Origin of the sequence: Halostella litorea (assembly GCF_004785955.1) — an archaeon.
GTDB classification, from domain to species: Archaea; Halobacteriota; Halobacteria; order Halobacteriales; family Natronoarchaeaceae; genus Halostella; species Halostella litorea.
Genome location: NZ_SJER01000001.1, coordinates 257,835 through 283,213 on the forward strand (window position 1 = coordinate 257,835; position 25,379 = coordinate 283,213).

Sequence of the window (25,379 nt, forward strand, 5' to 3'; positions counted from 1 at the left end):
ACGGGCTTATAACCCGCAACTCGTGCCACCCGCGACGACGTTGTTGAGCAGGAACTGGACGATCGCCGTCCCGAGCGGGGCGACGATGATCCCCCAGACGACGGCCTGATTGCGGGCCTCCTTCAGTTCGAGTTTCTGGTCCGCCCGCCTGATCATCGGCGTAACGACCGTTGCGCCGAGTGCAATGACGCCGCCGAGCAGCGGGCCGCCGAACTGGATGAGCGTAAACAGGTTCTTGATGGTCTCTGCCATGTCGGTGTCACAGAACGCGGTCCCGGCGGATTGGGCAAGGACCGGTTCGACGGCGACGAGACTGAAGGCGATCGCTCCGAGCATGAGCCGGCGAACTCGTCGAGAACACAGGTGAGACGTGATTGGTGGGCGATCCGGATCGTCAGCGGTGGAATTTCGGGCTGGCATTTCGTGTTTGAGATATCACTCACGGCAGGTCCAGAGCCGAATCCCCATCGACCGCAGACATACCGGCGAGCGACGTCGTAGGTGTGAGACTGGAGTATCTGAACATAAGTATTACCATTCGAACGAATGCTTTAGATTCTGTTCGTATTGTAGACCATCCGATACCGCAAGTCTCTGCCCTGCTGATTTATGTGGGTGATAGCTAGAGATAGTTACCAACAATGTACCGCGAGGTTGAGTGGGCGGTCCCGGCCGACCCGTACATCCTGTCCGAGTTGGCCGCATACGAGGGATGGCACACTCCCAAGAACCTCGAACTGAACACCGAGTTCAGCAGGCAGTGGATCGCACAGCGGTGCCGGGTGTACGTCGAACAGGGACTCACGGAACGTCACGAGGAGGATCCGGCCTACAGACTCACAATCGATGGCCGAGACATCGTTTCTGAGGAACTTGAATCAGGAGGGCCGATTAATCCGCCAGAGTAACGTCGTTCAGCCCGGAGGACTCTCAGCTATCACGCTTGGGCATGACTTGCTGTTCGGACCGTATCCGTTGTGAGCTCTTCTTGCTAAATCATGCGTAGACACCCGAACAGAACATCTTAGATAACCATATTTAGAACAATACTACCTTAGAATATAATATAGTATAGAATATATCATGGCTTGGTGTCGCAATAACATCTATAAATTCGATACTATATAATTAAAAGTTCTACTATAAGGTTGAAAAATACCCTTTCATGGCCAAAATAGCGGATATAACTAATTGATAGTTAGGACACTTGGGTATATGGAAGTGGAATAGATAGCAACAGACTATTTATCTTATTATATTGGTTGTTCACTAAAATAACAATATTATGGCCAGTGTTGCGATCAATGGGTTTCGATCCTCATCTCGAATAGAAACAAGTCGAAATGTCACTAGAACAGGCTCGGCAACACCCAGATCATACGAAACAGACAAACACAGCCGATCCGGCAATGAGTAGCTGCTATCTGTAACGATTACACCATTAGCGCTGTAATCCAAGCTGCCACGGTTTACACCACTATATTTGTAATCGAATCCGTCCCCCGGCATATCCCCACTGAAACTGTCGTCCCGTATCGTGGGACGGAGAGTACTCTATTCAGTTCATACCCACATCGGCTGATCACCTCGTAGAGGCGTTCTCACCCCCGAACAAGCGCCAGTAACAATTACATCGTGACCGCACTGGCCATCGCGGTTCTCTTACTGTCCCTTCACACGGCCTGAGTGCCGCTCATCGACTCCTTCGCCCCAATTCGTTTCGTGGAAATGTCCGTCCCCGAGGAGTGAATTTATGTGTGATGACAGTGATCACGGAGCATGGCGAAAACCGACGACCACCCGACGATACAATCCGTTGATACCGCGTTCAGGGTGATCGAGGAACTTCGCGACCAGGAGGGGGCGGGCGTGACGGAGTTAGCCGAGAGCATGGACCTGCCGAAAAGCACCGTGTTCAACCAGCTCAAGACGCTACGCGAGCAAGCGCTGGTGGTAAAAGAGAACGGCGAGTATCACCTCGGGCTCCGGTTTCTGGAACTCGGAAGCTTCGTGAAGTACAAGCGGGACATCTACGAGAAAATAGAGCCGAAGGTCGAGGAGATCGCGGAGAAGACCGACGAACGAGCACACTTCGTCGTCGAGGAGCGTCGCCACGCGATCCACGTCCACACGAAGACCGGCGCGAACGCCGTGGAGAACGGCACGAACGCTGGGACGCGTCGGACCGACCTCCACGCGGTGGCGGCCGGGAAAGCGATCCTCGCTCACCTCCCCGAGTCGGAACTCGAAGCGTTCCTCGAAGAGAACACGCTGGAGGCGTACACGGAGAACACGATCACCGACCGGGAGCAACTCCACGCGGAACTCGAACGGGTCCGCGAACGGGGATACGCCCAGAACGACGAGGAGTCGATGCTTGGACTCTGGGCGCTCGCCGCGCCGATACGGTATCCGAACGGCAAGCTACTGGGCGTTCTGAGCGTCTCGGGACCAACACACCGGATGAAAGGCGAACGGATGAAAAACGAGATCATCGACCTCCTGCTCGGGAGTTCGAACGAGATCGAGGTCAACGTCACCCACGCCCAGCAGAGTTCGTGATCTGCCCCGCAAATATTGCGAGTGCGTTCAGCAGCGTGGGACGATGAACCCCGGACCGCTTGTCTCCCGTTTCCACTCGACCGAGCCCGGAAGTACGAGCCGGTCGGAAATAGTTCATGAATAATGGTTTTTGTATTTTACATAATCTTTATATCCCTTCTTGAAGCCCTTCCTCGTGTAGTGTTCCCATATGACTGGGATGCCAATCGCAACGCGGTCAGGGAGAGGTGTCAGTAGATGAGTACAAGTACGAACAGGGGGCTCTTCACGAGGCTCGGCGACGGTGCAAGTGCGCTCGTCCAGCGGTTCCTGCCCGACGCGTTCATCTTCGCGCTGATGCTCACGTTCCTGACGATGATCCTCGCGGTCCTCCTCACCGACAAGGGGCCAGTAGGCGTCGTCACGCACTGGGGCGAGGGGTTCTGGTACGTCCTCGCCTTCTCGATGCAGGCCTCGCTGGCCCTGCTCACGGGGTGGGCCTTCGCCGACTCACCGCCGATCAAACGCGTACTGGGGAGAATCGCGGACATCCCGAGCACGCAGCGGCAGGCGATATTCGCGACCGCGGTCGTCGGACAGCTGTTCGGGCTGTTCCACTGGGGCGTCGTGCTCGTCGCGGGGGCGATCTTCGCCCGCGAGATCGGGATCGCGATGGAACAGAAGGGGATCGACGTCCACTACCCGCTGCTGGTCGCGACGGGCTATGCCGGACTGTTGCCGTGGCACCAGGGGCTCTCCGGCGCGTCGCTGCTGCTGGTCGCGACGCCCGATCACTTCCTCGCGGGCGAGATCGGCGTCATTCCGGTGTCACAGACGATCTTCAACCCCGCGAACCTGATCATCGTCGCCGGCGTCGTGCTGGTGACGGTCGTCGTCATGCCGTTGATGGCCCCGGACAAGAAGGAGAACGTGATCACCGTTCCCGAGGACCAGCTCCAGAAGGTCCAGCAACCGGTCACGGACGGGGGCGGCGAGGCGGCGAGCCCCCACCGTCTCCGGGATGCCGGCTACAAGCGGCTCCTGTTGGACACCAAGGCGGTCGGCGTCGGCCTCGGGTTGCTCATCTGGGCGTATCTGGGCTACATGTTCGCGACGAACGACTTCATGGACGTGTTCAACCTGAACATCTTCATCTCCGTGATGTTCGGGCTCGGGTTCATTTTCCACGGGACCCTCCGGAGTTACATCGACGTGTTCCGGGACGCGATACGGGGTGCGAGCCAGATCCTCATCCAGTTCCAGTTCTACGGCGGGATCATGGGGATCATGGCGTGGTCGGGGCTCGCGACGCTCATCGCGCAGACGGCCGCCCAGTACTCCACGGAGACCACGTGGTACCTCGCGGCGTTCCTCTCGGCGGGCACCGTCAACTTCTTCGTCCCCTCCGGCGGCGGCCAGTGGGTCGTCACGGGCCAGGTGATGATCGACGCCGCGCAGGGCATCCCCGGCGTCGCCCTCGACAAGACGATGATCGCGTTCGCGATGGGCGACCAGTGGACGAACATGATCCAGCCCTTCTGGGCGCTCCCCGCCCTCGGCATCGCGGGGCTGTCGATACGGGACATCATGGGCTACGTCGGTGTGCTGTTCCTGTTCAGCGGCGCAGTGATGGGCGTCGGTGCGCTGCTCATGGGACTGGGGGTACTCTAGGAGGTGAGATGCTATGGCAACCGAAACCGACACCACGGACGCCGGTCAGGGAGACGCCGAGGAGGACTTCGTTCCGTTCCTCGGGCAGTTCTTCCCGGAATCGCTGACGCTTGCGGCGCTGCTCGCGGTCCTGGCGCTGCTCGCGACGACGCCTTACCTCGGCGTCGTCGAACAGTTCGAACTGTTCTCGACTGGGTTCTTCGCGCTGTTTACGGTCCAGATGCCGCTCATCCTCCTGTGGGTCCTCTCGGCGACTATCGTCGAGTCCGAACGGATGGGGCGGGCCTTCGACTGGCTCGTCGGCGTCCTCCCGACGGGGAGTCAGGGGGCGGTTATCTACGCCACCGGCGTCGTCGCGCTGGTGTTCGGGTGGATCAACTGGGCGCTCGGGCTCATCGGCGCGTTCTGGATCGGGCGACGGCTCTGTCAGCGCGCGGAGGCGGCCGGGACCCGCGTCCACTACCCGGCGGTGCTGACCGCGGCGCTGCTCTCGCTCGTCGTCACGAACGTCGGCCTTTCGAGTCCCGGCGCGCTCATGATGGCCGATAGCTCCGGGACGACGAACTTCCTCGTCGATCCGGAGGTCGGGGACGTCGTCGTCAACATGGTGCCGTTCCTGACGCATCCGGCGACCGCCATCTCCGTCGTCGTCTTCGTGCTCACCCTGCCCGCGCTGCTGGCGGTTCTCGCGCCGAGCGCCGAGGCCGACCGCACGCCGGTTTCGGCCTTCGCCGACGTTGGCCGGGGGAGCATCGCGGAGGCGCTCGATTACTACTCGCCGCCGCCCCGCGAGGACTGGGTGTTCGCCGACAGGCTCGAACAGTCCCGGGCGATCGCCGTCGTCACGTTCCTGCTGGGTGCGATCTCGTTCGGCGGGTACTTCCTCGAGGGCGGGCGGTTGACGCTGCTGTGGCTCCTGTTCGGGCTGATGATGGTCGGGATCCTCGTCCACGGGCGGCCGATGGCCTTCGCGGAGAAGGTCACCGATGCGACGCGGTGGGCGAACCACGTCGCGATCCCGTTCCTGCTGTACGCCGTCGTGTTCGCGCTGCTGTCGGCGGCGGGGCTGTACGCGGGCATCGGCGACGCGTTCGCCGCGACCGGGTTCACGCAGGCCGTCTCCTACCTCGCGGCGCTCGTCCTCGGCACGTTCGTCCCCAGTCCCGGGTCGGTCTGGGTCATCCAGGGGCCCGCGCTCGTCGCGGCCGGGGCCGACCTGGTCCCGTCGCTCGTCTCCGTGATGTATGGGGCTGGCGTCTCGAACCTCTGGCTCGGCTTCCTGTTCGTCGGGATCATCACGACGGTGTACGGGTTCGACTGGCGTGAGTACGTCAGGTACGCGGCCGCCGTGACCGCCTACGTCTCCCTCGTCGTGATCGCGTTGCTGATCGCGTTCTAACTCCTTTTGGTCGGAGTTTCGCGCCCCATCGCGTGCGGACGGGGGAACCTTCTTATCGGGAGCGTGCGACGTAGTGCCATGGTCATCGGCGTCCCGCTCGAACTGGCGCTGGTGTTGGTCGCGATCGCATTGGTTTCGGGAGTCGGCTGTACGACGATCGGGCCGGGCGGGATCTTCGTCACGGTCGCGCTGTACCTGCTGACGCCGCTCTCGTCCGCCGAGGTCGCGGGGACGGCACATGTCACGTTCATCGCCGTGGGCGTGCTCGGCGCGGCCGCGTACGCTCGGTCGGGGGAGTTAGCCAGTACGGACGGTCCTCTGCTGGCGGGGATCCTGAGCGGAACGAGCATCCTCGGCGCGGTCGCCGGTGCCCGGATGAACACCTACGTCTCCAGGCGGCTGTTCGGCATCGTCCTCGGCGTGGTCGCCGGGGTCACCGGGGTCGCCTTGCTCTACCGCCGACGGACCGAACTGGACTCGGTCGTCGCCCTCGACCCTGGCGAGTGGCGCGGCAGAGTCGCGTTCGGGACGCTCGGGTTCTCGCTCGGCGTGACGGCCGGCCTCGTCGGCGTCGGCGGCCCCGTCTTCGCCGTGCCGGCGCTGGTGCTGTTCGGCGTGCCGATGCTGCTCGCGGTCGCCGTCGCGCAGGTGCAGGCCGTCTTTATCTCGGGGTTCGCGACCGCGGAGTACCTCACACAGGACGCCGTCTCGGGCCGTTACGCGCTCCTCGTCGGCGTTCCGCTCGTGGTCGGCGCGCTCGGCGGGTGGGTCGTCGCCCACCGCGTCGACCCGGACCGGCTGAAAGCCGCGCTCGGCGTCGTCCTGATCGGCGTCGGTCTGTATCTCGTCGTGTTTCCGCCGGGATAGTCGGGTCGTGGGGGCGGTTGAACTGCGACGACTCGAAGCGCACCCCGCGTCAGGGGTGTGAACACGCCCCAAAATTATATACACATTCGGATATCAAATACCGCTGATGCGCAGGCTCCGATCCGCAGCTAGACGTATCACAGTCGTCGCAGGTGTGGCGCTCGTGGAACTCGTCTCGTACCTCTCGCTCGATCGGTACGGGAGGGGGTTAAACAGCATCCCGACGGTCGTGATGGAGGAGTTCCCCGAGATCGACAAGGAACTACTGGAGAAGTTCAGCAGCTTCGACCCGGAACTCGGCTGGGCACCTCAGCCGAACACGACGAAGCAGAAAGACACCGGCGAACACCTCCCCGGCGAGGAGGTCAGGACGGTGGTCACGTACTCCACGGACGAGTACGGTAGCCGCGTCTGTCCGGCGCGGGACCGGGACCCGGACGCCGACCTGACGGTGTCGACGTTCGGCGACTCCTACTGTTTCTGTCGCGAGGTCGACGACGACGAGACGTTCCAGAACTACCTCGCGAAGAACCTCGATACGCACGTCGGCAACTACGGCGGCGGGAACTACGGGCTCGACCAGGCCCTGCTCCGACTGAAGCGGGTGTATCCGGACGACCCTTCGGACTACGTCTGCATGATCGTCACCGCCTCCTCTATCGCACGCATCCTGAGCGTCTGGAAGCACTATCAGGAGTTCGGCAACGTCCTCGCGGTCAAGCCGCGCTACACCCTCGAGGACGGCGAACTGAAGCTCATCGAGAACCCGATATCCGAGAAGGAAGACCTCCGACACCTGCGGGGGTACGCCGACTTCCTCCGGAGCAACGACTACCACTACGAACACTGGTTCAAGCCGCACCTGGCGTCGTTCCCGTACACGGACGACTTCCTGCGGAACTCGGACCACGTCCGCTACTCGCTGTACTCGGCGCTCAAGGAGGTCGAGGAGAAGTTCGAGATCGACGTCCCCGGCATCGACTGCGGCGAGCGGATCGCACAGGCCAACGTGCGGCTGGAACAGCCCCGGGTCAGATACCACGAGGATCTGTTCGACGAGCACGAGGACCTGTTCACCGCCATCCTCGGCGAGTTCGTTTCCTACGCCGAGGAGCAGGACTTCACGCCCGTGTTCGTGATGGTCCAGCAGTTGCGCTACGCGACGTATGAGGAGGAACACGGGGCGATCTACGGCGACCTCCTCGACCGGATCGACGAGCAGTACTCGGATCTCGTCACGATCGATATGGCGAACCATCTCGGCGGAGGCGGCGACGTCGAGTCCCTGTACGTCGATCGCGGCGAGGGCGGCCACTACAGCCCCGAGACGAACGAGCGGATGGCCGACGTCCTCGTCGACGAGGTGTTCGCAGACGAGGCCCCCGAACAGCACGCATGAGTCCCACACAGCTCGTGACTCGACGGCGGCTGCTCGATACGACACGGAACGGGATACGACCTGAGGGCCGATGTTGACCTTCCCGTTCGACCCGCCGCTCCAGGTCCTGCTGGTCGTCATCGCCCTGTTCTCGGGCATCGGCATCACCACGATCGGGCCGGGCGGGATCTTCGTGACGATCGCGTTGTACTCGCTAACGCCGCTTTCCTCGAACATGGTCGCGGGGACGGCACACTCGACGTTTATCGCCACGGGGCTTGTCGGGAGCGCAGCGTACGTCCACTCCGGCGAGATGCGGACCGGCGAGGGGCGCGTCATGGCGATCATCCTCAGCCTCGCCAGCGTCGTCGGGGCGCTGATCGGCGCGTACGTGAACTCCTTCGTCCCGCGATCGGTGTTCGGCGTTCTCCTCGGGGTACTGGCGATGGCGACAGGCATCACCATCGTGTATCGCGAACGCCGGCAGCTCAGCCCGCTGTATGAACTCGATGCGACAGAACCGCAGGGCCGCCTCGTCCTCGGAGTTCTGGGGTTCGCTCTCGGGGTCGCGAGTGGGCTCCTCGGCGTCGGCGGGCCGGTGATCGCCGTGCCGGCGCTCGTGCTCGTCGGCGTACCGATGCTGCTTGCGGTCGCCGTCGCGCAGTTCCAGTCGATCTTCATCGCCGTGTTCGCGACCACGGGCTATCTGGCGCAGGGGAACGTGTCGCTCCCGCTCGCTATCCTGGTCGGGACGCCGCTTCTCGTGGGCGTCGTCGCCGGGTGGAAGGTCGCCCACCTGATCGATCCGAACCGGTTGAAGGTTGCCCTCGGAGTCGTCCTGTTCGCGGTAGGTCCGTATTTGGCGCTCTAGTCTTTTCTATCTGGAAATCAGTTAATCCACTTATAGAATATAGATAATTATGAACTACTATACGTCCGGTAAGTGAACCTGAGAGGTTCATCGAGTCCAGTAGAACCCCCACCAGAATAGCCTTATTAGTAATACTAACCCCCATTCAAAGAGTAAATAGAGGCGGGCTAGTAGTCCTTAGAGATGTGATTATAGCACAATACTATAAGGAGGTAATAGTAGTGTTACGAGTGGAATGACGTGTGAATTGAAAATTCCTTACCCAAGTATCCCATCGAGTTCGGCAGACCGCTTCCGAAGCGTATTCTCACTCACGTTGCCCGCTTCGGCTAACGCCGCCTGGGTGAGCGAGACATCCTGTTCGACACCCGCGTAGTACAGACAACCCGCTGCAACGCCCGCGGGATTGCGTCCGTTCGCCAACCCGTGCTTCTCCGAACGCGTCGCCAATTCGAGCGCACGACGGCGAACACGCGCCGGAACCAACTCCCTGCACGCCGACGCACAGCTCGCGACGAACGCCTGCGGCCGCCGAACGGGGACGTCTAAGCCGAGTTCGGTGTTGAGAACGCCGTATGCCCGCCAGATGTCTCGTTCCTCACACGAGGACACCGCCGCGAGTTCTCCGACGGTAAGGAGCGTCTCTCGGCACCGACACGCCGCGTACACGCTTGCGGCCGCCATCGACTCGACCGACCGTCCGACAAGCAGTGATTCGGACTGAGCCTCTCGGAACACCCGGCTCGCCTCCTCACGACAGGCAAACGAGAGGTCGAGGCTACTGGTCAACCTGGCTATCTCTCCGCAGGCGTGTGCGAGGTTTCGGTCCGCTGTCCCGTCGAACTGTCCCCGACGCTGTTGGATCCGCAATCGGTTGAGCGTCCGGCGTTTCCGCTGGCTCAGTTTGTTCCCGTTTCCGTCCCGTCGGTAACCGATGGACGTGACGAGTCCGCGGTCGTGTCGTGCGGGCGTCAACGGCGCGCCAGTCTGTTCACGGGTCTCTGTGTCGTTGCGGTCCCGCGGCGTCGCAGCGTGGTCGAGTCGGTACTCGTCTGTGATGAGCCCGCATTCGGTACAAGCCGTCTCGCCGTCCGCCGTGCGAAGCGTCCCGTCACAGTCCGGACACGCCGTCCCGGGATTTTCGGATGAAGTTGTCTCTAGGGGCAGGTCTTCGTCGAAGCCACTGTCGTAGGTGTCTCTGAGCGACATAGTTCGTATCGAGACGGACGAATTCGCCCGCCCCGCACCCCTCAGGGGGCGATAAACTACTGCGGGGAGCGTCATCCGATTCGGGTGAGTCCGTTCCTCGCCCAAACGACGGCAAACGTAGCACCTGAAAACCCTCCTACCCTACGCGCTTTCTCCGTGTTGGAGGTGGGGCGTGTCCGTGAGTTCTACACCGCGTTCTCACTGCTCGTCGTTCGAAAGGGAACGATATCCCGTTCTAACGCATTCCCAACACGGAAAGTCGGTACTGAGTTCGGAACACTCACAGTCGGTTGGTCCCTCCGCCATCCTGTCCGTTTCAGTGGATTCGGGTGTCGCGCTCGGCTCTTTCGTCGGGACACCACCGTCCGCAGCGACCTGCCTGTCTATTGCGGCGTCGAGGACGGGGTTTCGGATCGCCACCGCGACGCGGTGTTTGCACGCGCCGTCGTACGCGGCGTTGGCAGGGCACTCACAGTCACTTGGAAGCCCGTCTTCGACTGTCACGAGGTACTCGTGGTTTTCCGGGTCGGCGTGGCTCCCGTTTCGTACGCGAACGCCTTCGGCTTCGATCGAGAACTCGAAGGCCTCGTACTGGGCGCGTTTGATCACTCGCTTCGTCACGTCCAATCTCGCTAGTGGTGCTGTCATTGGTCGGTGCAGGCGAGGAATCGCCCGCACCCCTCAGGGGACGATAAACGACCGGCGGGTGGAGTACAGCGAGACAGATCTGATAGCTATTGCACCATGCGTTCCCACGAGAGGTTTCTAACGGTCCTTGCTCTCTTCGGAGGGGCAACAAACAATCTTCTAGTCCGCACTGGCAGAAGTGTTGTCTACGTCTACATCATCGAGAAGGGGAGAATCGACAGCATCCAGAGACGAGAATTAACCAACGGCGGGTGCAAAGTTACGCTGTTGTTGGTTAACCTGCTTGCGAACAGCCCAGCAGGTGCATCTGTCAGGAAACTATTCCTCGAAGTAAGAATTATATCTTTAGCCCTGCAAACTCAGGTATGTCCAAGACAGACCCCGAGGATGGGCCGCCCCCTTTCGAAGATGCGTTCGCCAGCGACGACGTCGAACAACGCATCTACGGCACTATCCTGCAGACCCGTGAGCCGACGACTGCGAGTGCCATTGCTGATGCCGCCGACTGCGACCCGAAGACCGCCCGGAAGTACCTTGGCTGGTTCGACGATTTGGGGATCGTCACCCGGCACGATAGTCATCCGGCCACCTACGAACGGAATGATGCGTATTTCGAGTGGCGACGCATCAACCAGCTCGCAGGCGACCACTCCGTCGAGGAACTCCAAGAACTCGTTCGTGAGATGACGACGCGCATCGCCGAGTACGAAGACACGTACGATGCCGCGTCACCGGCCGCTGTCGATGCCGTCGCCGCCGCGGAGGCCAGCGACGAACGAACCATCGACGACGTGTACAGCGACCTCGCCGATTGGGCGACCGCTCGTGAGGAGCGTGAGCGCTACGAACGCGCTCGCCAGCAGCGCACAGGTGGCAAGCGCGAACAGGCCTCCGGGTAGTCTCCCGATGGTACCACCGTCAGGTGATGGTGGGAGTCCTGCTCCCATCGACCGTCCCATCCTCGAGTTCCTCCAGACGCGGCTCCAAGCGACGAGGCAGATCTCCCGAGCGACCGTCACGGACGCGAGCGGACATCTGGAGCTTCAGGTCATCTTTGCCCCGTCGTACTACCCGGAGACCGTCGACGAAGTACAGTTGACCGTCCGTTGGTACACGAATGACGACTTCAAATTCCACTATCGAGAGGAACACACTGGCCACGACTGGGAATGCCGGTGGGATCGACACCCGAACCCCCACAATACACGGGACCACTTTCATCCACCTCCTACTGCCCCGACACCAGGCGAAGATGTATCGTGGCCGGACGACCATCGTGACGTCGTTGAGCTAGTTCTCGAGGAGATCGAAGACCGGATCGCAGCACTCTGGAAAAGTGAGTAGGGAGCGATCATTCTTCTGCCTGCTCTGTGAGTTCTCGACGAAGCGTCTTCCCCGAGCAGCGTTTCGCATTGATGACCTTGCCGTCCTCGACGGTCACGAGCGCGTATTTCGCGGTTGAAATGTACCCCTTCGGCGCGACTTTCACGCCGACCAGTACGCCGTTGGGGAGCGTCACTGTCTCAAGTATCGTTCCCTCTTCGCGCTTCGGATAGAGTTCTCTGAGGACGTGCTTGATCACCGCTGTCCGAGTCTCCGGATTGAGGCCTTCGCCCACAGGAATCCTTCGTGAGCAGGCATCATTGTCGTTTGGTCGGAACTCAGTCCACAACCCTTGTCCACCGGCACGCGAGGCGACGAGGTCGAGAACATATCAAACCGTAAGCTTGCATGCGGTTTGTATGGCTCCTACGATTTGGATGGTTCATACCCACTCTCCCATCCTCTAACAGCAAAAAAGAGACGAGGCTGGCTACCGTTGGCCCCTTACTCCGTGTGAGACGATCCGCGACCACCCCGTCAGTGCGACCGACACTCGCCCCTGGTACCAGTTCTTGGCGACCCCTCTGAACGTCACGTCTTCGCCTTCCCGCACCATCCCCTGCCTGCTCTTTCGCCAGACCGTGAACTTGATCCGGCCGCTCTCGTCTTCAATGAGTCCGACCTGCTGGATTGCGGGGTTACTTGGATTCCACAGTTGGGTCACAGTTCCCCGAATATCCACTTCTCGCCGCGAGACGTCCTGTACGGCTGCGATCGGAACTACCTGTCCCGGTGCCTGCTCCAACTCCTCGTACACGCCCACGACTGCGCTCGTGATCTCCGTGCCGTCCGCAACACGCTCTGCCAGCCGCCGACTGATCGCCGCCCGCGACCATCCTGCCAGCTTCTCGTCCAACCGCATCGCCTGCTCGTTCACCGCTCCCAGTTCTTCACGCGACAACTCCGTTTGTGGGTCCGCCCGCTCCGGGTCCAACCACGGGTCGACGCTCCCCGCTCGTTTCTCGAACGCCGCCCGCCACTCGTCGCTATCCGCCGCCACCGCCCGTCGGGTCCGTTTCTCTCTGTCTGATTCCTGTTCCCTGTCGCCCCGAGTCCTCGTCCGTTCGACTTCCCACGCCCGCGCTTCCAGTCGCTCCTGGGCTTCCAACGTTTGCCCGAACAATCGCCCCTCGACCGCCCGCTCGTCCGCGTAGTCGATCTTTGCCTGAATCTCCTGTGCGACGCTCGCTCGCAGGTCCAGTCGGCCCTCGCTTTGCTCGACTCCCTCCGCGCCCGCTTCGTGTTCACTCGTCTGTGCCCGACCCGCAGGTTCATTACCGCGTAGGTTCGTACTTGACATTGGAATCTCTCGGCTCTGTTGAATTCCTTAGTGAGTTACAGGTTCAGTCGGTAGTTTGAGTAGATGCAGCCCCTCCCAAAGTCTCGGTTGCTCCGATTTGTCGAGGAAGCATTTCAGTTAGCCCAACGTGCCGTAGCTCGGTACTCCTCGAAGTTCTCGAAACAACGCTATACGCTCCATCAGCACATCGTTCTCCTCTGTCTCAAAGTTCGGAAGAACACAACGTATCGCACACTCCTCGACGAACTCATCGAGATGCCCCGTATTCGGAACGCGATCAATCTCAGTGAACTCCCTGCGCCATCTACGCTATGCAAAGCGTTCGATAGACTCGATATGGCTGTCTGGCGAGTGCTGCTCAATCTCTCTGTTTCACTGCTTCCGACTAACGGTGTTACGGGGGTCGACGCCTCAGGGTTTGACCGCAGTCACGCCTCGAAGCACTACACGAAACGAGCCAAACTCACGATTCAGCAACTCAAAGTAACACTGCTGGTCGATTCCAAAGTGAACGCTGTCCTCGATTTACATGTGACGACGACACGAAAACACGATAGCCAGATCGCTCCGTCGTTGATCAAACGCAATCCCGAGACTATCGACATCCTGCTCGGGGACAAAGGTTACGACGACCAGAAAATTAGACGGCTTGCCCGTCAACACGGGATTCGTCCACTAATCAAGCATCGTGAGTTCACATCGCTTCACAAGGCATGGAATGCACGCTTAGACGCCGATCTCTACGGTCAACGGAGTCAATCAGAGACAGTCAACTCAACACTCAAGCGGAAGTACGGCGCATTCGTCCGGTCACGACGCTGGTGGAAGCAGTTCCGTGAACTCGCTCTTGCGTGTATCGTCCACAATCTTGACAAAGCAATCTAACGACCAGTACAGGCGACCCACAGATCGTTCGGTACAGCGACCGAATCAACCTACACAACTTCTTATAAGTCGTCGAAGTCAGCAACGGTAGTCGCCATGCCTAGAAACATCAACCCAAACCCAGCGGCACCTGCCGGGATCGAGCTCTGTAGGAGGAATCCGCCGGTGAACGCACTAACACCGCCAACAATAGCTCCACGCTTCCTTGCCGGGGCGGCCTCACGAGAGAGAGAAATAAACGTTCGGCGATGTGCTATCATCATTGAACTCACAGCCACATAGAGCGGTAATAGTGAGATTGTAAGCAAGTGATCTGTCGCAGCGAATTCTGCGACGGATGCCGTAACTAACAGTCCAACAAGTAGTGACACAGCGTACCGGAGGGCACGACGCATATCCCGAACTGTGGTTACTGCGGCTAAAAAAACCATCTGTGTTACATACACTCGCCAACTGGTTTTTTCCGGTTATTATGCACGTGTAGTGTTCAGTAGATTCACGTGAACAATTCTCTAAAGAAGAGGATTTCAACAGAGCCAATCTCTCCGATTCCGAAGGCGCTCACCGCGCCGACGACCGCGACACTAATCGCGGTTTTCTACACACACCGACAGACTCATCGACACCGTCACCGCTTGCGCGCCGCTCGCGCCTTCACGAGCGCCCTCGGGCGCGAGTGGCGCGCTCCCGAGATGGAACCATCCAGCACCGCGCCGCCGTCAGGCCCGCCGCGAGCGACCAGCACACAAGCCGGTTGTCGGTCCCGTCGGTTCGAGCGCAGCGAGAACGGCCGGACCGAAAGCGCGCTTGGTGCTGGCGTCGAAACCACACGCCCGGACCGTGGCCGAGCCCCCGAGGCCGCGAAAGCCCGGACTGGTCGGTCGCGAGCGTTCCGAGGCACTGCGGTCGTGCCTCGGCTGCGAACGGCGACTCGTCGCCGTGAGCGGGCGGCGGGCGAAAGGAGGCGCGCGGGGCGAGCTAGAATAGTCAGAAGCAGGAAACCACTACGGCGGTACTGTGCCTACTCAGATCTGACTACCAGTTCTGGATCGAGGCGTTCGAAAATGCCGTCGAAATCGTCGTCGAAGCTCACGATTCGGTCGATGGAACGCAACTGACAGTGAGCAACGGAAACGGCATCGGTAAAGCTCAGTGACTGATCTGCGTACGTTTCGAATACATCGAGTGCAGCGTCGAAGATGTCGGGCTCGACGAATTCCAACCGAAACACGTCCGGGAAGTCCCTCTTGCCGAGAATTCGATCACCAACTGTGCGTGCCGCTTCAAAGCTACCAGTTCGTTTCCGGGTGAGCGTGATGACTTCGTCGAAGGAGTAGTCGTTCGTGTAGGGCTGACCGAATTCCCCATCAAGTAGCCGCTCGAAAAACCCGTATGCTTCGTCATGTCGGGTCGCGTCTACATCGTGGTGTACATAACACCCCTGTATCGATGAAGACACTCATTCGTAGAGTATATCGTCGATATCCGATTCGTCGGTTTCTTTTCCTGACTCGACTGTCCCCTCGTGAAATGCCGCTTTGGTTGTTCCTGATATCGGCACGCGTTCCTCGCGAAACGACTCGATCAAGTCCGTTTTTGAGGCGACTGCTTCGTTGACGAGTCGTTCGAGTAATTCTTGCTGCGTAACCTTTGTCCCCGTCTTCACCCGGATCTCCGCCTGTAATCGTTCAAGGCGGGATTTCGTTTCTTCGTCTATCTTCACGAAGGTCACCATATCACACGGTAGTAAGGTCTACCAAGTCACATTTTATACTAGTTCCTGACACTAGTCCCTCCACCTGTGGACGAACGCTGTGATTAGTTCTCCGTGGTACTGTCGTATATCGCTTCGAATTCCTGCTCTCCTCGGATCAACTCATCCATGCCTTCAGTGAGCGTTACCTCTCCGAACACGGTTGCTCAGTAGTACGCATACAGTCCGTCCTGTCCTCGCTCGGGACATCGGCGCTTCTCAATAAGACCGACAGCAACGAGCTCGTTGTATAGCCTAATCCAGCGTGTGCACATATATTTGAAAGATACGAAGATATATTGAGGATAGGTTCCTACAGATAGGTATGACTGAGTTCGATCCGGCCCCGGAGTCCGACGATACCCAGCGACGGTGGCAGACCCGAACAGACACGTTTGGTCGTGTCTACGATGTCGTCCTCGGGATTACGTCTCCAACTGCATACACCGAGATCGCTGAGCTTGCGGACTGTTCTCCGAACGCCGCGAAAAAGCACCTTGAACGCTTAGCGGAGATGGGCATCACTCGAGCCAATAGAGACAGCCGCCCGGCGACATACGAGCGAAACGAAGGATATCTCGAATGGCAGGATGCCACCCGGATCGCGTCCGAACTCTCTGTCGAGGAGATCATCGACCGAGTTGAGGCGCTTGAAGCGCAGCGGACGGAATACGAAGCGCAGTTCGAGACGGATGATCCAACAGCCGTCAACGTCTTTGACCACGGTGATCACGAAACCATCCACGAGCGGATGACCGCAGTGAGCGAGTGGCAGGGAGTGATTCGGGACATCAGGCTGTACGAACTTGCTCGCCAACTTTCCCAAAACGACGGGCATCTGATTCCGGCTTAAATGAATCCGCCGCCGGAAGATAAAGCGCCCCGATCGACAGGCCCACCGGATCGACAGACGCTACTCCTGCTGGAGCGCCATCTTGTGTCGGATTCACTCGTCGCCGAAACTGCGTTTGACCCGGATTCCTATGAACCCCGATTGCTTCGTGGATTGCTTGAGGCTGGCCGATACCCGGACTCGGTGACTGCAGCCCGACTCGACATTCGATGGTTCACAACCGGTGATTTCTCGGTCCACTACGTCGAGGAACACGAGAGCGGGGAACGCTGGGAGTGTCGCTGGGACCGTCACCCGAACACGCACAACACCCGGTTACACTTTCATGAGCCACCGTCAACCACCGAAACCACCGATCTCGAACTGCTTTCGCTTCATCCACTCGAAGTATACTCTACCGTCTGCACGGCAATAGAGCAACGCATAGAGACACTGTGGTCCGCTGAGTAGAGGGTCTCATACCGGATTTTGTGACCGACAGCAGCGTGTATCGCACGGTATCATCGAGGGGAGGACACTCTCCTCGGGAACAGGTCCGCTGGATCCTCCGGGAATCCGCTACTCGGTCGCAAGTTCGTCGTAGATATCCTCGTGTTCGTCGAGATCCTGTCGGCCAAGAAAACGGATGAGATACCGCCGCGCCTCTTCGGGGGACATCTCATCAGGGATCTCTGGTTGATCGCTTCCAGTGGCCATGCTTAGCTTCCACTATGAGGGTCCTGTTCATAACCGTTCGGTTCGTTGGATGAGCTCTCATCAGTTGCTTCGTGCTCTTCCGTCCCCGACAACTGGGTTGTGCCGTCGATACGGGATAGCCAAAGGTTGATCGTCGCTTCATATTCCGGTGCGAGCGGCTCTGTGTGCGCTTGCAGATATTCGATCACATCGTCCTCATTGACACTGGCCTCGTCCGTCGCGAACGCCTTCAGAATCTCTTTGACCCTTCGATCGTAGTCGAACCGGTGGCCATTGAGGGCGTAGAAAATCCGGGTCGACATGAGCGCCGTTCGCTTATTCTCATCCACGAATGGATGATTTGCCACTATGAGCCGAAGCAGCTGCAATGCGTTCTCATGGAGCGACTCGGGAACGTGACCGAAATGCCCCTCTTGAATGTGTTCAACGGTGTATTCGATATCGTCTGGTGAGGAGATACCAGCCGCTGTATCCGTGTTCGACTCTACGATTAATCGGTGAATCTCACGGATATCAGCAGCCGACAGATAGCTGAGTGACTTCGGCTCCTCGGTCATTATCGATCTCCTCTGTGACAACGTTTATCTAACCACTGCTTTTTGTGGCCGACTTGCTTCGTACCACGCTCCGTTTGGACTACTTCCACCTCGGTATCCGGAGCTATATCTGAGATCCCGTCATACACGGAACTGAAACGCACGAGAATGCCCTCAGCCAAGCGAGATCCGATGACCTCAGACGAAAACGCAAACGCGAACACGGACTCCCTCGGTGACTGTCCGCACTGCGAAACGATGCTCTCCCGCCGGCACGTCCTCGTGGAGTACGAGACGGCTGCCGGGCAGAAACACTACGCCGAATGTCCGCAGTGTCAGGACGTAGTCCGGCCACAACCGGAGTAACAGTCGTGCCTACTTTCGATATCGATCGAGAGCGGATCAACCTGTTTCACGTCGGCTTCGAGTACATCTTCTCGGAGTACTTCGACCAAGATGAACTCTTTCAGGACCTCAATCCGTACTACGACCCCGACCAGTATCGCTTCGCCGTACCCGCAGACGAGATCGACGATATCACCTCCCGACTCGAAGACGCCTACTACGATCCGGTACTCGTTGAAGACCTCGAACCATACTGCGTAGTAAAGGAGAAATACACGAAACACGCGGACATTCTTCGAGAGTCAGTCGCGACTTGGGAGCGACGTGGGAATCTCTTCTTCTTGCTCCCGGACGAACTCACCGTAACGGAAGCGATCGAAGCGGGTGCCACGCCAATCGAGGACACGGAGTTCATCGTCGGGCTATGACGAGTTGGCACGCAGCGAGTTTCCCGTTCACGCCACTACCAGTCGTCGCCGATCCGTTCCCGGGCGTCTTCGTACCCCTCGTTCGTCCGCCAGCGTATGCCCGTATCGACGTGTTCGACGACGTAGCGTCCCCGACAGGCACCGCAGCGACGCTGTTCGGGGTCGGTCACGCTCTCTGAGGCTCGATGCCGGTCGGCGCGCCACGAACACGCCGGGTCAGTACAGCGAAGTACCAGCCGCGCGTCGCTGAACGACCGGCAGTGCCTCGGCACATCGAGTTCAGCTGCTTTCGCTTGGAATCGTTCGCCGTGCGTCGACTCGCCAAAGTGCTGGAACTCCCAGGCGTGGACGAGTTCGTGGCGGATCACCTCGGTGAACTCCTTCCATCCGTACTCCTCGTAGGCTGCCCAGGTGAGTCGGATCGTCACCGACTCCGACTGACGGTCGAACAGACACACCCCCGCCCGTCGCTTGGCACGCTCCGAAAGTTCCCACTCGACCGAGTCGGTGTCGACGTCGATGGCGACCGATTCGGCGTACGACCGGGCACGTTCGAGGAACTCCGCCCGCGTCGTCGGGGCGGATGCTGTCCTGGCCGACGCGCCTTCGCTGGCCGATCGGGTCGTCGCTTTCGTCTCAACCGACTCGTCTGTGGAGTCCATCCGAAATCGTTCGTCCGCCAGTGTCGTCTGCTCGCCCGGCATTAGAGCCACCGGTTGGTGTGGGATACTGCCGGAACGAGCTCTCGGCGTTCACGAGGAAACGTACCAAGACTGCGTCTCCCCCGCCTCATCGGGATCGCGCTCGTTGCCGTCGAAGCACATCCGCTCGCCGTTTGAGTCGTTCAAGGACCGCCAGTCGAGCTTCGTGGCTGTTCTCGTGGGCAACGCACGCCCGAAGCGTCTCCATGTCGTCGATGGTCTCGATCCCGGCGCGAAGCAACCGTGGATCCGTCGAGAGTCGCTGTGCCGGGGTGAGCCGGTTCGGATTCGACTCAGTCGGTAGTTTGTTGGCCATTGAATTTGCGTCTCCACCCCGTGAGACGCGATAAACTCCTGTGGGGCGTTGAGACGTTTGTGTTCAGAGCGCGATGTGCTGTTGCACAGGCTCCGCAAGTGTTTTCCCACGCGAAGCCGGTATATATTGAAGGCGTCATAAAAGAGTTCACACACTATAACGGTGTTGAGTCCTATCTATCGTTAGATACAGTGGAGCTACGAAATAGGACGCATCGTAGTCCCTGAATGTATTGCCCGCTTCGACGTATTGGCCGGGAATTTTTCATAGTGTTCTGTATTGGTTCGGTAAATCCATGAGTGGGGTAACTGAGGCAGATTTTCAATCGCTGGTTGACTATCTTGACGGGATAGCGATTTGGATCTATTCTGAGCCAGATGAGTTTGAGTATATCAGTTCTGGTGCGGAGGGAATTTGGGGGATCTCTGCTGAGACCATACAGAATGATCCGTCCAAGTTAGTTGAACGCATCCACCCGGAAGACGTTGAAACTGTGCTGTCGCAAATGGAAGCCGGTCCCGAACAGGTTTCTGAGGAATCGTATGAGAGTCGGGCTGTACATCCGGATGGGACGATACGTTGGGTCCACACTCGGCAGATCCCACTACGAGACGACGACGGCACGCTACAGAGAATAATCGGCATCTGTACAGATATCACCGAACAAAAGCGCCGTGAGCAAGAATTTGAAGCTCTCAATCGAGTTCTCCGCCACGATATCCGTAATGATATGAGCGTCGTCCTGGGATGGGGAGAGATTCTCGAAGCACACGTTGATAGCGAGGGAGAGGACCTACTGGAGAAGATGATGTCAGCTTCAGACCACGTCGTGGAACTCACCGAGATTGCACGGGATTACGCTGAGACGATTGGAAGCACTGAGCAGATGGAAATCAAACCGGTTTCGCTCCATCCGATTCTTACACAGGAAATTGAGCTTCGACGCGAGTTCTTTCCACAGGCGGAGTTCAACGTTACCAGCGAGATCCCGGATGTCGAAGTGATGGCAAATGAGATGTTGTCCTCTGTCTTCCGTAATTTGTTGAATAATGCGGTCCAACACAACGACAAAAGTGAACCTGTTATCGAAGTTCGTGTAGAGACACAGGGTGAGAGCGTCACGATTCACATCGCGGATAATGGGCCGGGGATCCCCCCGTGAACTGAGAGAGTCGCTGTTTGAAGAAGGACAGAAGGGGATAGGCAGTTCAGGAACCGGTATGGGCTCTATCTAGTCAAAGAACTCCTTGAACAGTATGCTGGAGATATCGAGGTTAGTAAAAATACCCCGACAGGATCCGTATTTCACGTTGAACTTCCCCGTCCAGATTAGTCTCTTTCCCCCTACGCTTTTTCTTAGATACAGATAAATCCGACATCTCATTACACAAGAGATGCAGCGATAGGTGTCCCGAAATTACCACCGACTCTGCATTCCCCGACAGCCGGTTCTGGAAGAGTGGTATATAGAGATGTGCAACGTATCGGCTCCTCTAAAGCACAGTTCGGAGCGGATGGCAAAATCGCGATATTCGGGCCGGGCCGTGGTGCTGATATTGATGATTATGTAGACCCGAATGACACAGATTCACCTGTCGAAGATGCGCTGGCGATTGCTGAGGATATCGGTGACGCGACAATTGTGCTGCCTTACCATGGTCACATCATCGACACCGGCCCGATATTCGCCCGACCGCGCGTCACGGTCGTCGGGAACAGATGCACCGTCGAAATCACGGGCGACCAAGGCGGACTGATATCAGACCTGAGCGCTGCCGCTGTTGACAGCAGCGGAGAGCTGACGTACAAGTTTGACATCGAGGGGAGCCTCACGATCAAGGGCCAGGGCCCCAACTCCGGGCAGGGCGGATATGCCGTTGAACAAGTCGACGGCTTTGCGGAATGTATCTGGGACGGGCAAACCGTTAGAAACTGGGACGGGGCCGCGTGGCTGGAGCGTCAAGGCGCGGCGAATTACGACAACGAATTTACCCACCTTCGATTCACCAACGTGGACGCTGGAGGCGCACCGGGAGTCATCGTGTCTCGTGACGGGGGTGCCCCCGAGACATGGCATTTTCTTTCTGGGAAGCCTGTCGATGATGGATCGGGGAGCGACTCCCGGTTCCTTCGTAATGACGGCACAGGGGGGTTCGGTCCGGAAAACATTGATGTTATAAACGTCGGCGGGACTCTTGCAGAATTGGTCAGGGCAGATACTGGAACACAGGTTAGCGTGTCAATGTGGAACTACGAGCCAGTTGGGAAAAATTCATCAAGTAAAGTATTCCGTGGAAGTGGTCAATGGGACATTGGCCCTGGAAGAGTGAACGATAAGGGCGCGAGTTATAGCATTGATGAGGTCTTTAGCTTAGACCCCGCGGTTGGGACTGAAGTTCGACCGGCAAAAATAGACGCCAATATCACTATCAATAATTCTCGTTGCGCTATATTCAATGATAGCGGCAATCCGTGGACTTGGGGCGGCACAGCCGCGCAATTAGATAATCTCACAGGAGGCGTCTTATCCGCCCCGGTCTTCTGTGAGGGCGATGGTGTTTACAAAAAATCCACCTTCACAGGATACGACGGCGGTACGGACGGCCGGAAAGTGTGAGCGCCTCAGCCCCAATCCGAAATTAAATTCGCAAAATAACGGTTCAACACTTCGCCAGCTAAAGGGGCTGGGCCTGCCGTCAGAGAGTAGCCGATGAACCTAACCACAGATAGAAGTGTATCCATTGTGAACTGATACTATGAACCTTTCACAGCGAATATTCCAGGCAGTTGGCGGCCGGGGGATAGGCCAATACGTTCCATTTTCAGACCAGCTTTCAGATATTCTTCACCGGGCGAGTGTATCATCTAACGCACCTGCCGGCCAGGTGTACGGAAATCAACTTTATATCGATCCCAATGACTGCTCGTATACTGCGAAGGCAATCTCCAGAGGTGAAATTGTAAACCGAGGGGAGCTGGAGTTTTACAAGTCGAATATTGAACCTGGCATGACTATAGTAGACATTGGGGCGAATATCGGCTATTTTACTGTCGTGTTTGCCAGTTTGGTAGGAAATCAAGGGCACGTATATGCGTTTGAACCAGTGGCCGAGAGTGTTGATATCCTGAACAAGAATCTCTCTACAAATGGCCACAGTAATGTCACTATCGAACATGCTGCAGTATCGGACAGTGGGGGTGAGACGGCTATATTTGGAAATGAAAATCAACGAGGACACTCGAGTATTCTATCACCCGTACACGAAAACGATGAAGAATTGGGCACGGTGCAAACCACCACAATTGACACTTACTTCACTGATACTGTGGTTGATTTTATGAAAATAGATGCAGAAGGGGCCGAACCTAGAATTATTTCAGGAGCGGAGGATTGTTTAGAGAGTCATCAGCCAAAGATACTAATGGAGTTAAATCCGACTTTGTGGGAATCTGACCCCGAAGATACGATCGAATACCTTTCAGATATTGGTTATTCTTTCCAACAATTGACGGATGATGGTTTAAATAAAATCACCAAAAAAGAGTTGTATAATTTGTTTGACGAACTTGATGGCAACTACAACCACACAGACATCGTTCTTCAACCCAATTCTTGATGGCGTTTTGTGTGCATTGTATCAAAACTGCTTGAACCATCTCTCGCAACAAGGTTTGGCCAGCAAAAGTGGACGCTAAGATGCGAGATCGGGGCTTTCAGTAACAAATCTACGCCGAATTATACTTACAGACAACAACCCGTTGATATTCTTCACATCCAACAAGCAAATGTGTGTCGTTGAAATTATTCATGATTTCATCATTTCTACCATGAGTGTACGAAAACACAGCCCACACTGAGTTTGATTGTTTTACCGATGGTGGAAGTCTATTTTGAGCTTCTGGGGAGGCCTGTGTTTTAACCGTCAGATCGCCACTATAGTAATATCTAAAGTTGGGTTCAGTGTATGAATTTGTCAGGTAGATCAATCTATCTGTTGCGTCTGTATTTGATTCGATGTGATTGGTTGCTTGCCGCCACTCTCCCCGTTCCTCATTCATATAGATTCCTGAAAGTGGGATCAATGCAGTCACGATTAAAACACAGACGAGAGCAATTCGAGCATAGTCGCGATTGATTTGAGTTACGCCGATGGCAACAAGCAAATAAATTCCAAGAGATGCCGGTGCAGTATATCGGACGGTATAAATCGGTATAGCAAGATAGGAAATCATGAACGGCAGAATGATCGGCATGGCTGCCCACGGAACTAATACCGCCCCTTGCAGTAGGCTCTTTTCTTCAGAGCCAACTTTGGACGGTGAGACAGCCGCACCACGGAGCCTTGGGAAAAGTACCAAGATCGCGACGAGGATTAATAGTGCGATGCCTACTGCAAGCGCATAATTGAGCGCAGAAAATGGAAGCGGACCAAAATATTGGATTAGTGGAGCGAACAGTTCTTTCACGCCTGGAAGAAAGGTCCTTGCCCCCTCTTGATTGCTTGATTTGGTGGCGAGGATATAAATCCAGGGTGAGATAAGAGTCAATAGAGCAACCTGGCTAACAGCCCACCTCACCACAAGCGACTCTTCTTGGAGATAGCTGAAAATATCAGCCACCCCATGTCGCTCTGAATCAGAAATCCATCGAGAAACCAGTATCGTTGCAATAGTCACGTTTTGAGCAACGACTACAAACAGCGCAAAAGCGTGGGTCATCGCCAAAAGAAATGTTGACACGGTGTAAACGACTATCCGCCTCCAAGAGGGCTGTGAAATACTACCCAGAAGCGTAAGATACGATACCGCTGTTAATAGTATAAGTAGTGCATACATCCGCGCTTCTTGTGCGAATAGAACCTGGTACGGGGCAACCACCACAACGATAGCTGCGATAAGGCCACTTTGACGTGAATGGATTTTTCGGCCAATTTCGGCTATCACAGGGACTGTGGCAGCACTCGCAACAATTGAGAGAGAACGAAGGGCAAGTTCTGAGGTACCAAATACAGTGACGATCGGCTTGAGAAGGACGTAGTAGAGTGGGGGATGCACGTCATCGACTGGCAGCTCCAGAACCAATCCAATATAGGAGTATTCGCGGAGGAAGTGTAGTGTAAACGCTTCATCCAACCATAGTGCATCAGTTATGTCTATAAGGCGCAAAATGATTGCAGCAACGAACAATATGAGAAGAATAATCCTCCACCGTCTTGTCTGAAACCGTCTTAGTTTCATAGTATGTGTTTATAAAGTCTCATTATTAAGGATTGCTGGTGACGTCTGCAAAATTCTCAATGGGATAACTAAGACAAACTGAATATGGTTTACGGGATTGGCAATAAAGACGACTTAAAACGCGAATATTAACCTACTCTATAGTTGGCGAAATTTTAGTTTGGGCAATAAAGGAAACAAAGCTCACAAATAGAAGAAAAGAAATGGCGAGGGCGTAAGCGATCAGCAGTAACAATGTTTCTGAATAGTGATAAACTGAATAAAATGCTATAATTGGGATGGCGTAGATTAAATATAATCCAAACTTCGCAGAGTATGATTCGATAGCTCCCAGGTAGTGATGAACCATACATAGATGATT

26 protein-coding genes and 3 pseudogenes are annotated in these 25,379 nt (G+C 57.1%); 17 read left to right on the forward strand and 12 right to left on the reverse strand.

All coding sequences use genetic code 11. The features are described 5' to 3' along the window. Nucleotides 1-6: 6 nt before the first annotated feature. Nucleotides 7-336 carry a hypothetical protein gene (locus EYW40_RS06720; RefSeq protein WP_237560572.1) on the reverse strand — a complete coding sequence of 110 codons (330 nt, stop codon included), beginning with the start codon at nucleotides 334-336 and terminating at the stop codon, nucleotides 7-9. 305 nt (nucleotides 337-641) lie between these two features. Here EYW40_RS06720 and EYW40_RS06725 point away from each other — a divergent pair, with 305 nt between their 5' ends. From EYW40_RS06725 to EYW40_RS06755, 7 genes are all read left to right on the forward strand, one after another. Next, on the forward strand, nucleotides 642-908 hold the full coding sequence (locus EYW40_RS06725) for a hypothetical protein (protein ID WP_135820861.1): 267 nt from the start codon (nucleotides 642-644) through the stop codon (nucleotides 906-908). An 871-nt stretch (nucleotides 909-1,779) separates the two neighbouring features. Next, nucleotides 1,780-2,562 carry an IclR family transcriptional regulator gene (locus tag EYW40_RS06730; protein ID WP_135820862.1) on the forward strand — a complete coding sequence of 261 codons (783 nt, stop codon included), beginning with the start codon at nucleotides 1,780-1,782 and terminating at the stop codon, nucleotides 2,560-2,562. Between the two features lie 237 nt (nucleotides 2,563-2,799). Continuing rightward, on the forward strand, nucleotides 2,800-4,212 hold the full coding sequence (locus tag EYW40_RS06735; RefSeq protein WP_135820863.1) for a short-chain fatty acid transporter: 1,413 nt from the start codon (nucleotides 2,800-2,802) through the stop codon (nucleotides 4,210-4,212). Nucleotides 4,213-4,225: 13 nt separating this feature from the next. Further along, entirely contained in the window at nucleotides 4,226-5,611 is a 1,386-nt protein-coding gene (locus EYW40_RS06740) for a TIGR00366 family protein (RefSeq protein WP_135820864.1), read from the forward strand. A 78-nt stretch (nucleotides 5,612-5,689) separates the two neighbouring features. Beyond that, a complete protein-coding gene (locus EYW40_RS06745; RefSeq protein ID WP_135820865.1) occupies nucleotides 5,690-6,478 on the forward strand; it encodes a sulfite exporter TauE/SafE family protein in 789 nt (262 codons plus the stop codon). A 106-nt stretch (nucleotides 6,479-6,584) separates the two neighbouring features. After that, nucleotides 6,585-7,877 carry a hypothetical protein gene (locus EYW40_RS06750; RefSeq protein ID WP_135820866.1) on the forward strand — a complete coding sequence of 431 codons (1,293 nt, stop codon included), beginning with the start codon at nucleotides 6,585-6,587 and terminating at the stop codon, nucleotides 7,875-7,877. A gap of 70 nt (nucleotides 7,878-7,947) precedes the next feature. After that, the gene (locus EYW40_RS06755; protein WP_135820867.1) at nucleotides 7,948-8,727 is read left to right on the forward strand and encodes a sulfite exporter TauE/SafE family protein; all 780 of its coding nucleotides are present in this window, start codon (nucleotides 7,948-7,950) and stop codon (nucleotides 8,725-8,727) included. A gap of 258 nt (nucleotides 8,728-8,985) precedes the next feature. Here EYW40_RS06755 and EYW40_RS06760 read toward each other — a convergent pair whose 3' ends face one another. Both EYW40_RS06760 and EYW40_RS06765 read right to left on the reverse strand, forming a co-directional pair. Further along, nucleotides 8,986-9,936, reverse strand: a complete 951-nt coding sequence (locus EYW40_RS06760; protein WP_135820868.1) for a transcription initiation factor IIB — start codon at nucleotides 9,934-9,936, stop codon at nucleotides 8,986-8,988. Nucleotides 9,937-10,134: 198 nt separating this feature from the next. Next, on the reverse strand, nucleotides 10,135-10,584 hold the full coding sequence (locus tag EYW40_RS06765) for an SWIM zinc finger family protein (RefSeq protein ID WP_135820869.1): 450 nt from the start codon (nucleotides 10,582-10,584) through the stop codon (nucleotides 10,135-10,137). 365 nt (nucleotides 10,585-10,949) lie between these two features. Between EYW40_RS06765 and EYW40_RS06770 the strand changes: the two genes are divergently transcribed. After that, nucleotides 10,950-11,483 carry a DUF7342 family protein gene (locus tag EYW40_RS06770; RefSeq protein WP_135820870.1) on the forward strand — a complete coding sequence of 178 codons (534 nt, stop codon included), beginning with the start codon at nucleotides 10,950-10,952 and terminating at the stop codon, nucleotides 11,481-11,483. Between the two features lie 7 nt (nucleotides 11,484-11,490). Then, complete coding sequence (locus EYW40_RS06775; RefSeq protein WP_135820871.1) at nucleotides 11,491-11,928, forward strand: toxin-antitoxin system TumE family protein; 438 nt, start codon at nucleotides 11,491-11,493, stop codon at nucleotides 11,926-11,928. Between the two features lie 7 nt (nucleotides 11,929-11,935). Here the strand turns inward: EYW40_RS06775 and EYW40_RS06780 are convergent, their stop codons facing one another. Together EYW40_RS06780 and EYW40_RS06785 are read right to left on the reverse strand one after the other, a co-directional pair. Beyond that, complete coding sequence (locus tag EYW40_RS06780) at nucleotides 11,936-12,202, reverse strand: hypothetical protein (protein WP_135820872.1); 267 nt, start codon at nucleotides 12,200-12,202, stop codon at nucleotides 11,936-11,938. Nucleotides 12,203-12,397: 195 nt separating this feature from the next. Continuing rightward, nucleotides 12,398-13,267, reverse strand: coding sequence for a DNA-binding protein (locus EYW40_RS06785; RefSeq protein ID WP_202614464.1), 870 nt, complete (start codon nucleotides 13,265-13,267; stop codon nucleotides 12,398-12,400). A 63-nt stretch (nucleotides 13,268-13,330) separates the two neighbouring features. Here EYW40_RS06785 and EYW40_RS06790 point away from each other — a divergent pair, with 63 nt between their 5' ends. Further along, entirely contained in the window at nucleotides 13,331-14,152 is an 822-nt protein-coding gene (locus tag EYW40_RS06790; protein WP_135820873.1) for an IS5 family transposase, read from the forward strand. Nucleotides 14,153-15,173: 1,021 nt separating this feature from the next. Here the strand turns inward: EYW40_RS06790 and EYW40_RS06795 are convergent. From EYW40_RS06795 to EYW40_RS20430, 3 genes and pseudogenes are all read right to left on the reverse strand, one after another. After that, nucleotides 15,174-15,615, reverse strand: a pseudogene (locus EYW40_RS06795) (type II toxin-antitoxin system VapC family toxin). Further along, complete coding sequence (locus EYW40_RS06800) at nucleotides 15,612-15,887, reverse strand: hypothetical protein (RefSeq protein ID WP_135820874.1); 276 nt, start codon at nucleotides 15,885-15,887, stop codon at nucleotides 15,612-15,614. Before EYW40_RS06800 ends, EYW40_RS06795 begins: the two are co-directional and overlap by 4 nt. Nucleotides 15,888-15,970: 83 nt before the next feature. Continuing rightward, a pseudogene (locus EYW40_RS20430) lies at nucleotides 15,971-16,153 on the reverse strand (ArsR family transcriptional regulator); the annotation flags it as partial. Nucleotides 16,154-16,230: 77 nt separating this feature from the next. Between EYW40_RS20430 and EYW40_RS06810 the strand changes: the two are divergent. Together EYW40_RS06810 and EYW40_RS20435 are read left to right on the forward strand one after the other, a co-directional pair. After that, a complete protein-coding gene (locus EYW40_RS06810) occupies nucleotides 16,231-16,758 on the forward strand; it encodes a DUF7342 family protein (protein WP_135820875.1) in 528 nt (175 codons plus the stop codon). Next, complete coding sequence (locus EYW40_RS20435; RefSeq protein WP_135820876.1) at nucleotides 16,759-17,208, forward strand: toxin-antitoxin system TumE family protein; 450 nt, start codon at nucleotides 16,759-16,761, stop codon at nucleotides 17,206-17,208. Between the two features lie 108 nt (nucleotides 17,209-17,316). Here EYW40_RS20435 and EYW40_RS19905 read toward each other — a convergent pair whose 3' ends face one another. Both EYW40_RS19905 and EYW40_RS06820 read right to left on the reverse strand, forming a co-directional pair. After that, nucleotides 17,317-17,454, reverse strand: coding sequence for a hypothetical protein (locus EYW40_RS19905; protein ID WP_202614466.1), 138 nt, complete (start codon nucleotides 17,452-17,454; stop codon nucleotides 17,317-17,319). A gap of 2 nt (nucleotides 17,455-17,456) precedes the next feature. After that, nucleotides 17,457-18,011 (reverse strand): type II toxin-antitoxin system death-on-curing family toxin, encoded by a 555-nt coding sequence (locus tag EYW40_RS06820; RefSeq protein ID WP_135820877.1) that lies wholly within the window; start codon nucleotides 18,009-18,011, stop codon nucleotides 17,457-17,459. A gap of 171 nt (nucleotides 18,012-18,182) precedes the next feature. On the opposite strand from EYW40_RS06820, the gene EYW40_RS19910 reads away from it, so the two are divergent. Next, nucleotides 18,183-18,356: a DUF7837 family putative zinc-binding protein gene (locus EYW40_RS19910; protein ID WP_202614538.1), complete on the forward strand. Its 174-nt coding sequence runs from the start codon at nucleotides 18,183-18,185 to the stop codon at nucleotides 18,354-18,356. 5 nt (nucleotides 18,357-18,361) lie between these two features. Further along, nucleotides 18,362-18,763, forward strand: a complete 402-nt coding sequence (locus tag EYW40_RS06825; protein WP_135820878.1) for a hypothetical protein — start codon at nucleotides 18,362-18,364, stop codon at nucleotides 18,761-18,763. Nucleotides 18,764-18,798: 35 nt separating this feature from the next. On the opposite strand, the gene EYW40_RS06830 is transcribed toward EYW40_RS06825, so the two are convergent. Beyond that, nucleotides 18,799-19,425: a SprT-like domain-containing protein gene (locus EYW40_RS06830; RefSeq protein ID WP_135820879.1), complete on the reverse strand. Its 627-nt coding sequence runs from the start codon at nucleotides 19,423-19,425 to the stop codon at nucleotides 18,799-18,801. Nucleotides 19,426-20,075: 650 nt separating this feature from the next. On the opposite strand from EYW40_RS06830, the pseudogene EYW40_RS06840 reads away from it, so the two are divergent. The 3 genes and pseudogenes from EYW40_RS06840 to EYW40_RS06850 all read left to right on the forward strand — a co-directional run bounded on the left by EYW40_RS06840 (nucleotide 20,076) and on the right by EYW40_RS06850 (nucleotide 23,397). Beyond that, nucleotides 20,076-21,113, forward strand: a pseudogene (locus EYW40_RS06840) (PAS domain-containing sensor histidine kinase). 141 nt (nucleotides 21,114-21,254) lie between these two features. After that, nucleotides 21,255-22,397, forward strand: coding sequence for a hypothetical protein (locus EYW40_RS06845; protein WP_135820881.1), 1,143 nt, complete (start codon nucleotides 21,255-21,257; stop codon nucleotides 22,395-22,397). 139 nt (nucleotides 22,398-22,536) lie between these two features. Continuing rightward, a complete protein-coding gene (locus tag EYW40_RS06850; protein ID WP_135820882.1) occupies nucleotides 22,537-23,397 on the forward strand; it encodes an FkbM family methyltransferase in 861 nt (286 codons plus the stop codon). Nucleotides 23,398-23,506: 109 nt separating this feature from the next. Here EYW40_RS06850 and EYW40_RS06855 read toward each other — a convergent pair whose 3' ends face one another. Then, complete coding sequence (locus EYW40_RS06855) at nucleotides 23,507-24,967, reverse strand: glycosyltransferase family 39 protein (protein ID WP_161973170.1); 1,461 nt, start codon at nucleotides 24,965-24,967, stop codon at nucleotides 23,507-23,509. Nucleotides 24,968-25,379 lie beyond the last annotated feature (412 nt).